Consider the following 13,083-nt stretch of genomic DNA (forward strand, 5'->3'; position numbering starts at 1 on the left):
CACTTGCTCTGGTTACCGCGATTGAATTTACGTCGGTCGATCCCTGAGGCTTCCAGCAGCCCGTCCAGCTCATCAACAGAGCCGCGCCATTGCTGCTTAATCCGGTTAATGCGGGCGAGAATTTGTTCGTGTCGGGAGGCCAGCGTTTCGTCATCGGACGGGGGAGCCTTGATCACCGGCGCTTCGCCCTGCAGATAGCGATCGATATCCCTCAATAGCGCCTGAGGACCTTTCCACGTTTCAAAAATGACCTGCGCAATGTCGCGGGACAACGGATAGCAATGCCGCCGCCAGAAGTCCGCGCACGCCTGATAACGCAGCAGTGATTCGTCTTCAATCAGTTGCTGTTCAAACAGCATGCCTGACTCAAAGGCGTTGAGGCTCAGCATGCGCTGACAAAAACCATGAATGGTAAACACCGCCGCTTCATCCATCTGTCTTTCAGCCAATAGCAGCCACTGGGCGGCCTGTTTTTTATCGGCTATTTCGTCTAACAAACGGGCATATAGCGGGTTGTCGGTGGTTTCACGCAGGCAGGCAATGCGCAGCTCATGAATGTTGCTACGAATTCGGCCACGCAGTTCCTCTGTGGCCGCCTCGGTAAAGGTGACCACTAACAGTTCTTCAACGGTCAGAGGACGTGGAAAGGCGGCAGAGCCGCCCAGTCCAAGCAGTAAACGTAAATACAGGGCGGCGATGGTAAAAGTTTTACCGGTGCCCGCAGAGGCTTCAATCAGGCGCTCGCCCGTCAGGGGCAAGCGCAGTGGATCAAGGGACTCAGCGGCATCATTCATTCTTGTCACTCATCAGGGGTAAGGTTTGCTGCAACGCGCTGACGGTCTGCCACACTTTCCAGCCTTCCGGGCGCACGTATTCTGCTTTCCCGTTCTGACTGCCGGAAACCTGTGACAGTATCGCCATGCCTTGCGGCTCAACCACCGCCTGATGGAAGAAGTCGGCAAGTTTTTGCGGCGTCAGCAGTTTAATCTGAGCCACTATTTTATCACGTGAATCGAAGCGCATATTGCCGCGATCAAAATCTTTGCTTAACTGTGAGGCTTCTTCCCCCAGCGTTTGCGGCGCCTGTAGCATTTGCGCAATGATCGCCTGCTGAATTTGTGCAAACTCTTCAGGTTTCATTGTCCGCAGCTTCGCTTCCGCCGTCGGGAAAAATGCTTTATAACGCTCCCAGAGGTAAGACGGTTGCTTATCACTGCTTTGTAACAGGAACCCCATCCCCCACTGACGCCCAACGCTCATCGGGAAAGCAAATACGGCATAGCCTAACTGCTCTTCAGTACGCAGTTGGTTGTAGAACCACGGCTGAACAATTTGCCCTAACATGGCGCTGTAGGCTGAACTGCTGTATTCGTCATAGCCAGTTGGCACAAATACCGCCGCCAGCGCAGAATCCGTGCTGCTGCCCGCTTTCTCAAAGATGACGGACTGCTTCTTGTCCACGACCACTTCTTTGTTCCGGCACCACTGCGAGCCATTCGCGCCAAGCTGTTTCTGAATATCCTGCGCCATGGTTGTAGCCTGAGCTTTGCTCATATTACCCACCACCAGGAACTCAGGCCGCGCCCCCGCTTTTAACGCATCGCGGTAGGACATCACCTCTTGCAACGTAATGGATGGCAATAGCGCGCGACGTTCATCGCGTGAGAAATAGGGCACCTGAGACAGCATTTGCACCGGCATAATCGCCTGATCGTAGGCTTTACCTTTTTCCGCAGAGTCCATCATCTGGGCGTACCAGGATTTCGCCTGTGCCAGTTGTTCATCCGTTGAGGTGTAGCTGAAATAACCGCTTAATAACGCCTGAAAAAGCTGCGGCAGACGTTGAGTGTAACCGTTAGCGTTAAGCATCAGACCATTGTTAGCGTTGGTCGAAAAACCTATTCCACCCACCGATGCCTGGTTGCTTAACTGATCGAGCGCGATTCCCGCCAGGTAATCGTTCAGGGCGAATAATACCTGGTTGCGCGCGCTGTCCATCGCTTTCGGGTTACGCAGGATCACGCTGACATCAGCCTTCGGCTCGCTGGCAAAATACTGGCTCGGCGCATACACCACGCGCAAATCCGGCTCATCGACGATCAGTTCCGGGTGAGCGTATTTTTTATCCGCTTTGATCAGCGTGAAATCATCCGGAATGTAGGGGTTCAGCTCTGGCAAAGACAGCGCAATGCCCTGTGCTTTTTGCTGCCAGTCAGCAAAGGTTTTGTCGCTGATTTTGTCCACCTGATAAGGCGCATCGACAAAATAAGCGGTTTTATTATGCGGTTCTTTCGCGCTGATATACCAGATACGCGCATTCTGCGGCGTCATCATTGCCAGACGTTGCGCAATGGCTTGCGCATCATATTGGTCGGCAATATTCACCGCATCCAACGTATGCTCGACGGGAACGCGGATCATGGTATCAGCCAGCCATTCCACGTAGTCCATATCACGAGTGATTGAAGGATAACGGAAATCGAGATCCAGCACGTGTGCCAGTTCGTTAAAGTAGCGTTTATCGACGCCTTTCTCACGTAACAGATTGAGATAGCTAAAGATGGCCGCAACAACTTCATCGCGGTTCGCCAACCCTTTGTCGGTTAACGTCGCAGAAATGGCTAATACCCCGCTGTTGCCATTAACCACCGGATCGGAATCGGCGCGAATGCCCTCCACCAGCCCCTGTTTTTGCAGCCAGTCGGACAGCGTACCATGACTACGATTGCCAATCAGGTAGGTTATCAGTTCATCAGTTTTACTGCGGAACTTTGCGCTGTTGTTATCGATACGAAACTCGACGCGCAAGACTTTGCGCGGCATCGCCGGCACATAGTGGATGATGATGCCTTTCTGCGCGTCGGTGACAACCGGTACGGTGATTTCCGGTTTTTCGATATTTCTGTTCGGTACGCGGCCGAAAGTATCAGCGGCTATCCGCGCCAACTCTGGCAGTGGTTTATTACTATAAATCACCGCCTTCATCAGGTTCGCGGAGTAGTACTTTTCATGAAATTTTTGTAATGCCAGCACCACCGGGTTACCCGGTTTATCGCTTAATGTCTCCAGATTTCCGCCGGAGAAACGCGAGCCAGGGTGCGCCGGGTTGATCGTCTCAGCGCTAACCTGCGCCATACGCATCCCATCCCGGGTACGCGCCAGCGTCAGCTCGGAGTTCACCGCGTTACGCTCGCGATCGGCATATTTTTTATCCAGCAACGGATCGGCGATCGCGTCCGCCAGTCTATCCACTGCCCCCACCAGCGCGTCGTTTTCGACTTCAAGATAAAAAGCCGTACGGTAAGGCGCTGTGCTGGCATTGTGGCTGCCGCCATGCATTTTCAGGAATTCAGCCAGGCTGTCGGGCTGCGGGTATTTTTTCGAGCCCATCAGACACATGTGTTCGAGATAATGCGCCAGCCCCTGATGATCGTCCGGATCTTCCAGCGAGCCAACAGGCACCACCAGTGCAGAAAGGGATTTCACGGCCTGCGGATCGGATACCAGCAACACGACCATGCCGTTATCAAGGCGCACGGCCTGATACTGGCGGGTATCTTTATCGCTTTTACGGATGGTTTCAGCTAAAGGCTGCCAACCGGTATCTGCCTGACTTACGGGAACCCAAAGGGCGACGAACAACAGTAATGCGCTGAACCAGGTGCTGCGGGGCATTCACAAACCTCATCATTAACGTATTCACCTGTTCACTGCAAACCACGTATCAATACGTGGCATGAACAGGGCAAGACTTCGTGCTGAACAAGTCAGCATCTTCTCTTTTTAAGAATCAGTCCGTGACAGAATGCGCATCATAGTGGAAGCCATCAAATTGCGCAATTTTTATACAACCATCAGGACTGGTTAAAGCGAAAAATCGGTAACAGATAGCGCTGTGACTGTAAAACAATGCGTTCCAGCGTCTCGGCATCCAGTTGACGCCACAGGCGTTGATACCAGATATCATCGCCTTCGCCACGAACCATCATGTTGCCTTCATAAGCCTGCAAAAACTTACTGCGCGCTTTTTGCAGCGTATCGTCGTCCTCTAACATGGCATCATTTGCAGCGTCATAACAGGTTTTTATCCATGCGCCGCCGCTTTCCGGTAATACCAGCAATGGCGACGACATGCCTTCCCGATATCCCTCAATGAGCTGCGACAAATACAGCAGCGCCTGTTCTGCCGCCAGTGGAGGGAAACGCCATTCCCCGTCTTTGCGCAGGAACAACCGACTCTCTCCCGTACCGCCACTGGCACAATAGACAAGATGTTCCAGCCAAAGTTGCACTCCCTGGGCAATGCTTATTAATGATGGGCGCCAGCGCAACAAACCGTCCTCTTGCACCTGCGGCAGCCAACCGGTGATTTGCACACCGTTACAGATGAGATCAATCTCCATGCTCTGGCAAGGCTGACGGCAGGCGATAATGCGTTCAGCCAGCGACTGCATCTCCTGACGCTGCGTATCCCACAGAATTTCGCCAAATGACCCATAGGGCAGCACGCCTGCCGCACGAAAACGGCGGAACAGTCGTTCAGCATCGTTCTCTTCAACCAGCGTGTTAAGCAATTGCTGATTAAGCTGATAGCGAGTTAATCCTTCCAGAACAAAAGGTTCAGTTTCCGGGATCTCACTTTCTTCAGAACGAAAGTTGACCTGCAAACGCATCTGAAAAAAGGCCCGTACCGGATGAGACCAAAATCGCTGTAACGTTTCCAGCGTTAACATGGCTGGCATTTCAAAGGGGAGAGGCTGCACAAAATCCGTATGCGCTTTTCCTGACAGGCTCGCCGCAGGCAGCCACTCCCGGGCGTAGCTTTGCTGTTCGCCGGGCTGATAGTTTTGTGCGTCAAAAGGCATGCGGGTATGCAGACGGGTAATGTGCGCTTTTACCCGGGCCTCGCTTTGATCGCAGGTCAACGATTCGTCGCCCGGCAAATAGTGGCTTTGCCCGATGTAATCCATCAGTTCCTGCACCAATACCGACGGGAAGCGTTCGCTGTTATCCTGAATTGAGCGGCCAATGTAGCTGATGTAGAGCGTTTGCTGCGCCGAAATTAATGCTTCGAGGAACAGATAACGGTCATCATCGCGACGGCTGCGATCGCCCCGCATCGGTTTTTGACTCATCAGATCAAAGCCCAGCGGCGCAAGCTGACGCGGATAAACGCCATCGTTCATGCCCAGCAGGCATACAACCTTAAAAGGAATAGAGCGCATCGGCATCAGCGTACAAATGTTAACGGGCCCTGCCAGGAAGCGCTGGCTAATGCGTTCCTGGTCGAGACGCTGCGCCAGCTCATCACGTAGCAAGGAAAGCGGTACGGCATCGCCATACTCAGCCCCCAGTCCTTCAGTAATAATGGCCTGCCACTGCTGTTCAATCAGCGTCATCGCCGCTTCGGTATCCGCATCCGGCAGGAAGAAATCATTAAGCATGTCCCGACAAACAGGCAGCCACTCTTCCAGCGGGCGCTCCTGCGCCAGTCCTCGACGCCAGAGATTAAGCTGCATCAGCAACGAGGCCAGATGCCCTACCAGTTCCGCAATCAAACCGCTCGACTCATCATAGGGCAATACCGATTGCCACTCGCCCTGGGCGCTTTCCATCGCATAGCCTAGCAGCATGCGCGTTAAACCAAATTGCCAGGTATGCTGACCCGTTGGCGGAAGTTCCAGCTCACGCACGTTATCGTCGTCAATTCCCCAGCGAATACCTGATTCATTGACCCACAAACGAAGATAGCGCAGACCATCTTCATCAATATTGAAACGTGCCGCCAGCACGGGGACATCCAGTAATGCCAGCACATCCTCAGAGACAAAACGGCTATCCGGTAGCGACAGCAGACTGATAAAGGCCTGCAAGACGGGATGAGACTGACGCGCCCGACGGTCGGAAATCGCATAGGGTAAGTAACGGTCGGCTGGCGCGCTGCCAAAAACCGCCTGAATGAACGGGCTGTAGCTGTCGATATCCGCCACCATCACGATAATGTCGCGCGGCGTCAGCGTGGGATCTGCTTCCAGCATTGCCAGCAGTCGGTCATGAAGAATTTCCACTTCACGCTGAGGGCTATGGCAGACATGGAAAGTCACGCTGCTGTCGTTCACATCAAGCAGTCGTTTGTTGTCGCTCCGGGAATACTCGTCCAGCGTAACGCCCGCCACGGCCCGGCTTTGTAACTCGAGAATATCCGACTGAATGTTATGCAAAAGATTGTCTGGGGTTATATCGACAAACGCATCCAGCTCCTGGCTGTTTTCCAGTTCTGAAAGCAGATAAATATAATCACGTCCCAACTTACCCCACGAGGCCAGCATCGGGTTGCCTACATCCTGCTCACCATCACTGTTAAACAATCCTGCCGCATTCTGAGTATCACGAAACAGCGGCAGGTGACGTTCTTCAAAACTGTGCCGACGCTGACGCGCCAGCAACTTTGCCAGCCAGGCGGGATCTTTAATGTCGCCCCAATAGTAGCGACAAGGGTTGGTAAACAGCAGATGAATATCAATGTGCTTACCCAACGCCTGCAAGGCCTGCAGGTAAACCGGCGGTAGCGCCGAAATTCCGCAAATAAAGACGCGAGAAGGCAGCCCCTGCGGACATTCAGACGCATTTTCCAGGGTGTGAATAAATCGCTGATATAAATTGGCGCGATGCCAGCGCGGTTGACCCAGTTCAGCGGTGTATTCCACCAGCGCTTTCCACAACGGCGCCTGCCATGCCTGAGCCTCGCCGAGTCCTTCAATCTGGCGCCCCGCTTCCCACTGCGTTAACCAGTCAGGGCGATAAACTAAATACTGATCGAAAAGGTCCGCCGCGCGAGAGGAGAGTTGAAACAGCTTACGTTTATCGGTGTCGTCCGTCAGATAGTGTCGCAGCAGTGCGAAGTCATCGTTATCCAGCAATTGCGGCAGCAGAGTCATTAACTTCCAGCTCATGCTCTGTTTGCTGAACGCGCTCTCTTTCGGGATATCCGGCAGCACGCGCACAAACATATCCCAGATAAAACTCGCGGGTAGCGGGAAATCGATGTTGGCGGCGATACCAAATTTCTGTGCAAGGGTCATTTGTAGCCACTGCGCCATACCGGTGCTTTGCACCAGGATCATTTCCGGCTCAAAGGGATCGTCCAACCGCTCGCGCTCAACGATAAACTCCATTAACGCTTCCAGCACATCCAGACGATTGGAGTGGTAGACCCTTAACATAGCGGCTCCTGACTACTGACGGTTCGGGCAATGCAGACGTGTCATTTGACCTTGCCTGCCCAGAGGTGAAGAAATTTTAACGCTGATGCTGACACATCCTGCTTCCGTTGTCTGCATTCGGTTAACCTGCCAGTTCACAGGTGGTGAAAACGGATACAGCTGGGTTTGCTGCCAGGCGTGACGCCAGAGTTGCTGATACTGGTTTCTGACGATAAAACTGTTCATCAACGCCCGCTGGTATCCCGATAGCGCAGTCACAACCATGATCATCAGCACCATTGCCAGCATCACTTCCGGCAGGCTAAAACCATGTTGTCTGTTCAGGGAGTCTGACATAACGCTACCGCCTTTAACGGACAAAAATCGCTCCAGCCATGCGCCGAAAATTCGATATTGCCATCGATAATCGCTCCCTGACGCCATAGCGATACGCCTTCATAATGCGCAATAAGCAGCACGGAAGTCTCAGTAAGTCGTCGCAGGCAAACCGCGACATCCTGCCCGGTATAACGCCGACACTGTAAAGCCGGTTGTAAGCCCCAGGACTGCATGCGTCCCCATTCGATGGCGGATTGCACTACCGCCTGCCGTTGTAAAGACCGACTTTCCGTTGTAACACGCGATGCAAAACTCGTTTCTTGTCGGCGAACACCCTGCAATAACAGGCTGCCGAGCACCAGAAGTAGCAGGACCATCGCCAGGGACGAAACACCTCGCTCACTATTCACAGGTTGAAACCTGTCACACTGTAAAAGGCTTCAATGACTTTTTGCGGTTCGACGTTGCTCACTCCACGCAAACGCAACGTAAGGAGTGGTTGAAATCCGCGAATATTCAGGCGCTCAACCTTAAACGCCTGAATCACTATCGTGGCTGGATCGGTCATTTTCTCCCACCCTTTGCCATTACAACTCGTTGCTCCTCGCTGGGTCTCCAGGACTTTGTCCTGTAAACGAAATCCGATGGTATCGGACTCTTTCGCGGGAACGCTCTCCCAAATGCCGTTACTGTTGGCATCCCAACGGGCAATGACACAGTCACCCTTAGCCGATATCACCAATCCCTCTCCGACACAGGTTCCCCGGCAATACCCTGCCCGCTGAAGATGTTTTGCCACGGTATAGACCCGCTGCCATATTTCATCCTCCAGCGCTAGCTGGCGCGTATTGCGCAGGATCTCTCGCTGCAGAGCGGGTAAAAATCGCGCTGCGCTAAGCAGTAAAATGCTGCTAATGACCATAGCAATGAGCACCTCCAGCAGTGAAAAACCCCGCTCGTTTACTGACATGATCTGGCCTCATCGCGCTCGCAAAGCCTGATCCGCCCCCAGCCTGACACCACCACGCGCCATTCGCCTGCCGCATTTTTCAGACGAATATGTCCAGCCCATGCCGTATTGCGCAGCCCAAAAAAGGCCAGTGAAGGCGTTATCTCTGCCATTTCGACATCGTCCCAGCGCGGTGCAAACACCAGCGGTGAAGTCGGTTTACACCCGTCTTGTAAAGCCGCAGAACTGACCAGACACCACGATGGCCCATCCTCCATCACGCTTATCACGTGATCGCGGTTACGCCAGTTAGCATCTTCACGTAGTTGCAGCAGGTAGTCCCGCACCTGACAGGCGGTCTGCCACAGGCGCTGTTGTTGTTGCCAGGACTGCCAGCCATACAACCCGGACGCGCCAAGCGCCGCGACAATCAGCATCGCAATCAGGGTTTCGAGAAACGTGTAGCCTTGTTGTTTTTTCATGCCGCCAGTATGGCGTGAGGAAAATGAATAACGAGCGGGAAATTCGGTTTCTACGACGAGCTACGGGGAATATTTTTCACGTTGCAAAGCGTTGCAATATTTCAGGAATCAGCGCCGAAAAACGCGATTTACGACAAAAAAACCGACGCGCGAAGGCGTCGGTTGTGACAGCATTAAGCCGGTTAGATAGCCACCGGCGCTTTAATACCGGGATGTGGATCGTAGCCTTCGATTTCGAAATCTTCGAAGCGATAATCAAAGATAGATTCAGGCTTACGTTTGATGATCAGCTTCGGCAACGCGCGCGGTTCGCGGCTAAGCTGCAGATGCGTTTGATCCATATGATTGCTGTACAGGTGCGTGTCGCCGCCGGTCCAGACAAAATCACCCACTTCAAGGTCGCACTGCTGCGCCATCATGTGTACCAGTAAGGCGTAGCTGGCAATGTTGAATGGCAGACCGAGGAACACATCGCACGAACGTTGATACAGCTGGCAAGAGAGCTTGCCATCCGCCACATAGAACTGGAAGAAAGCATGGCACGGCGCCAGCGCCATCTTATCCAGCTCACCGACGTTCCATGCGGAAACGATGATGCGTCGAGAGTCCGGGTCATCTTTCAGCTGGTTTAGCACCGTGGTGATCTGGTCAATATGGCGACCGTCCGGCGTTGGCCACGCGCGCCACTGTTTGCCATAAACCGGGCCTAAATTACCGTTTTCATCCGCCCATTCATCCCAGATTGAGACGTTGTTTTCATGCAGGTAGGCAACGTTAGTATCGCCCTGCAAAAACCACAGTAGCTCATGAATGATCGAGCGTAAATGGCAGCGTTTGGTCGTAACCAGCGGGAACCCTTCCTGCAGATTAAAACGCATCTGATGGCCAAAAATGGAAAGCGTTCCGGTTCCGGTACGGTCGTTTTTCTTTGTGCCTTCATCCAGCACTTTTTGCATCAGTTCTAAATACTGTTTCATGGTTCCTCAGGAAACGTGTTGCTGTGGGCTACGGCGGTACGCCCAAACCATCATAATAATGCCTGCGACAATCATCGGGATAGAGAGGATCTGTCCCATACTGATGTACTGCACCCAGGTGCCGGTAAACTGTGCGTCCGGCTGGCGGAAGAATTCAACGATAATACGAAACGCGCCATAACCAATCAGGAACAGACCGGACACCGCCCCCATAGGACGCGGCTTGCGAATGTACAGGTTCAGAATGATAAACAGTACAACCCCTTCCAGCGCCATCTCATAAAGCTGCGAGGCGTGACGCGGCAGCGAGCCGTAGGTATCAAAAATGGACTGCCACTGCGGGTTGGTTTGCAGCAGTAAAATATCTTCGGTACGGGAGCCCGGGAACAGCATGGCATACTTGAAGTTCGGGTCGACGCGTCCCCACAGTTCACCGTTGATAAAGTTGCCCAGACGCCCTGCGCCCAGACCAAACGGGATCAGCGGAGCGATGAAATCAGAAACCTGGAAGAACGAACGCTTGGTGCGTCTGGCGAAGATAATCATCACCAGAATCACACCGATAAGCCCGCCGTGGAAGGACATGCCGCCATCCCAGACGCGGAACAGATACAGCGGATTATCGAGGAACAATGGGAAGTTATAGAACAGTACGTAACCAATACGTCCGCCGAGGAAAACCCCGAGGAAGCCTGCATACAGTAAGTTTTCTACTTCATTTTTAGTCCAGCCACTGCCCGGACGATTAGCACGGCGCGTCGCCAGCCACATCGCGAAAATAAAACCCACCAAATACATCAAGCCGTACCAGTGAAGCGCGACGGGTCCGATTGAGAAAATGACCGGATCGAAATCCGGAAAATGCAGATAGCTACTGGTCATCTGTCACCACAAGTTCTTGTTATTTCGCTGAAGTCAGACAGCAATTGATAAGCGCGCCTGCATAAAGCAGGCGCTCCAAAGGTGCGAATGATAGCACAAGGGGATCGCAGCGGATGCCGGGAAGATGTAAAAGATCTGTATAGGTAATCTTTCCCCCGTAATGCCTGACAGCGTTACGCTTATCAGGCCTACAGTCCCCCGCGAATCAGCCCCCCCATGCCACGGCGCTCCATAAAGGCCGCCACCTGATGGCGTACTTCTGCCGCCATCTGCGCTTCCAGGCTGCGCTGGGCCAGCGTTTGCGCCTCGCCAAAATCGATATGGCGCAGCAGATATTTCACGCGGGCCACGGATCGACCGTTCATTGATAAATGACGGAAACCCAGGCCGATCAGAATGGCCACGCACATCGGATCGCCCGCCATTTCACCGCATAAGCGCAAATCGATACCGCTTCTTTCGGCTTCTTGCGCAATCATCGCCAGCGCACGTAACATCCCCGGATGCAGGCTGTCATAAATGCTGGCCACCCGCGTATTGTTACGATCAACGGCCAGAATGTATTGGGTGAGATCGTTGGTTCCGACCGAGATAAAGTCTATCCGGTTAGCCAGATGCGGCAACATAAACACCATCGACGGAACTTCCAGCATGATGCCGATGCGCGGTTTCGGGATTGCGTAACCGATCATCTCTTCCACTTCGCGTCCGGCGCGTTCAATCAGGCGTCGCGCTTCGTCCACTTCATCAATACTGGTCACCATCGGCAGTAAAATGCTCAGGTTACCGGTTGCCGCGTTTGCACGCAGCATGGCCCGGACCTGGATCAAAAAGATCTCCGGTTGATCGAGCGTAATGCGGATCCCACGCCAGCCAAGGCATGGGTTCTCTTCACTGATCGGCATGTAGGGCAGCTGTTTATCGGCCCCGACATCCAGCGTCCGCAGAGTCACCGGCTTGTCGTTAAACATTTGCAGCATCCCTTGATACTGCGCAACCTGTTCTTCTTCCGAAGGAAAGCCGCTTTGCAGCATGAAAGGAATTTCTGTGCGATACAGACCAATGCCATCGATCCGACTGCCCAGCTTCTCTTCATGTTCCGGGCTGAGACCCGCATTGAGCATCACCTTCACGCGCTCGCCGCTTTTTAACTGCGCCGGTTGGTTAACATCATCTTCCGCCAGGCGGCTCAGCTCGATCTCTTCGCTGATAAGGCGCTGGTATTCCTGGACCAATACCGGTTCCGGATCGACCAGCACTTCGCCACGATAACCATCCACCACCAACGTTCGACGGTGTAGTACTGACGGCTGGATATCAGCCCCCATGACGGTCGGAATACCCAGCGCACGCACCATAATCGCCGCATGAGAGTTGGCTGCGCCGTCCCGGACAACCACGCCGACTAACCGGTCCTGGGGAAGTTCCGCCAGTGTCGTAGCGGAAAGCTCATCCGCCACCAGCACAAAACGTTCAGGCCAGGCATTCGGTCCCTGGATCGAGTCGTCAAGATGGAACAGCAGACGCTGGCCCAGCGCGCGTAAATCTCCGGCCCGCTCTTTGAGATAGTTATCGCTCAGCGCGGCAAACTGTTCGGCAAATTTTTCGATGATCGTTTTAACGGCCCACTCAGCCACCGAGCCGTTATCCACTTCCGCAAACAGTTCGCGGCGCAGACGGGTATCGGAAAGCAGGTGCGAGTAGAGATCAAAGATCGCCGCCGTTTCTTTCTGCGCCCCGGCGGTAAAGCGTTTGCTGTAACGGCGGAATTCGTTCGCCGCCTCTTCCAGCGCGCCGGTCAGCCGCTCGCGTTCAAGCACCGGGTCCAGCGTTGAAGCCTGATAGACCTGCTCCATCAGCGGTAGCGTTGCATCCTGCCAGCCTTCGGCAATGGCTACGCCGGGAGCGGCAGGCAATGCACGGATACGTGTTTGCCGGTATTGGCCGAACAGTGCGTTCAGTTGCGACTGGGAAAGTATGGCCGCCATTTGCGTGGCGAGCGTCACCAGGAAAGACTCTTCGCTTTCGTCGTACTGACGTAATTCACGCTGCTGCACCACCAGCACACCTAACAGCTGACGACGCTGAATAATCGGTACGCCTAAGAACGCACGAAAGCGCTCTTCTTTTACCGAAGGGATGTATTTAAAGCTGGGATGTTTTTGCGCATCGGCGAGGTTGATAGGTTCCGCCAGCCTGCCAACCAGGCCAACGATACCTTCATCAAACGCGAGTGCGACGGTGCGACCACG

General features: G+C 53.7%; 10 protein-coding genes. All 10 read right to left on the reverse strand.

Going from position 1 to position 13,083, the window contains the following annotated elements:
* On the reverse strand, window positions 1–794 hold a 794-nt coding region (locus KQJ18_RS15935; RefSeq protein WP_216422287.1), incomplete at its 3' end, for a UvrD-helicase domain-containing protein.
* Complete coding sequence (gene ptrA / locus KQJ18_RS15940; protein WP_216422288.1) at window positions 787–3,675, reverse strand: pitrilysin; 2,889 nt, start codon at window positions 3,673–3,675, stop codon at window positions 787–789. The genes KQJ18_RS15935 and ptrA, both read right to left, overlap by 8 nt.
* A 179-nt stretch (window positions 3,676–3,854) precedes the next feature.
* Window positions 3,855–7,223, reverse strand: a complete 3,369-nt coding sequence (gene recC, locus KQJ18_RS15945) for an exodeoxyribonuclease V subunit gamma (RefSeq protein ID WP_216422289.1) — start codon at window positions 7,221–7,223, stop codon at window positions 3,855–3,857.
* Window positions 7,224–7,235: 12 nt separating this feature from the next.
* Complete coding sequence (locus tag KQJ18_RS15950) at window positions 7,236–7,559, reverse strand: prepilin-type N-terminal cleavage/methylation domain-containing protein (RefSeq protein WP_199979199.1); 324 nt, start codon at window positions 7,557–7,559, stop codon at window positions 7,236–7,238.
* Entirely contained in the window at window positions 7,544–7,951 is a 408-nt protein-coding gene (locus KQJ18_RS15955; RefSeq protein WP_216422290.1) for a DUF2509 family protein, read from the reverse strand. The genes KQJ18_RS15950 and KQJ18_RS15955 overlap by 16 nt, the downstream gene beginning before the upstream one ends.
* A complete protein-coding gene (locus KQJ18_RS15960; protein ID WP_216422291.1) occupies window positions 7,948–8,511 on the reverse strand; it encodes a prepilin peptidase-dependent protein in 564 nt (187 codons plus the stop codon). The genes KQJ18_RS15955 and KQJ18_RS15960 overlap by 4 nt, the downstream gene beginning before the upstream one ends.
* A complete protein-coding gene (locus tag KQJ18_RS15965; RefSeq protein ID WP_204527607.1) occupies window positions 8,502–8,972 on the reverse strand; it encodes a prepilin peptidase-dependent protein in 471 nt (156 codons plus the stop codon). The genes KQJ18_RS15960 and KQJ18_RS15965 overlap by 10 nt, the downstream gene beginning before the upstream one ends.
* Before the next feature lie 182 nt (window positions 8,973–9,154).
* Entirely contained in the window at window positions 9,155–9,949 is a 795-nt protein-coding gene (gene thyA, locus KQJ18_RS15970) for a thymidylate synthase (protein WP_216422292.1), read from the reverse strand.
* 6 nt (window positions 9,950–9,955) lie between these two features.
* Entirely contained in the window at window positions 9,956–10,831 is an 876-nt protein-coding gene (gene lgt, locus KQJ18_RS15975) for a prolipoprotein diacylglyceryl transferase (RefSeq protein WP_038633319.1), read from the reverse strand.
* A 188-nt stretch (window positions 10,832–11,019) separates the two neighbouring features.
* On the reverse strand, window positions 11,020–13,083 hold a 2,064-nt coding region (gene ptsP / locus KQJ18_RS15980; protein WP_216422293.1), incomplete at its 5' end, for a phosphoenolpyruvate--protein phosphotransferase.

The sequence above is a fragment of the Citrobacter sp. S55_ASV_140 genome (assembly GCF_018919505.1).
Lineage (GTDB): Bacteria > Pseudomonadota > Gammaproteobacteria > Enterobacterales > Enterobacteriaceae > Citrobacter > Citrobacter werkmanii.

Coding starts and splice junctions, on each gene's coding strand:
- ptrA (WP_216422288.1), bottom strand. CDS start 3,675: ATGCCCCGCAGCACCTGGTTCAGCGCATTACTGTTGTTCGTCGCCCTT.
- recC (WP_216422289.1), bottom strand. CDS start 7,223: ATGTTAAGGGTCTACCACTCCAATCGTCTGGATGTGCTGGAAGCGTTA.
- KQJ18_RS15950 (WP_199979199.1), bottom strand. CDS start 7,559: ATGTCAGACTCCCTGAACAGACAACATGGTTTTAGCCTGCCGGAAGTG.
- KQJ18_RS15960 (WP_216422291.1), bottom strand. CDS start 8,511: ATGTCAGTAAACGAGCGGGGTTTTTCACTGCTGGAGGTGCTCATTGCT.
- KQJ18_RS15965 (WP_204527607.1), bottom strand. CDS start 8,972: ATGAAAAAACAACAAGGCTACACGTTTCTCGAAACCCTGATTGCGATG.
- thyA (WP_216422292.1), bottom strand. CDS start 9,949: ATGAAACAGTATTTAGAACTGATGCAAAAAGTGCTGGATGAAGGCACA.
- lgt (WP_038633319.1), bottom strand. CDS start 10,831: ATGACCAGTAGCTATCTGCATTTTCCGGATTTCGATCCGGTCATTTTC.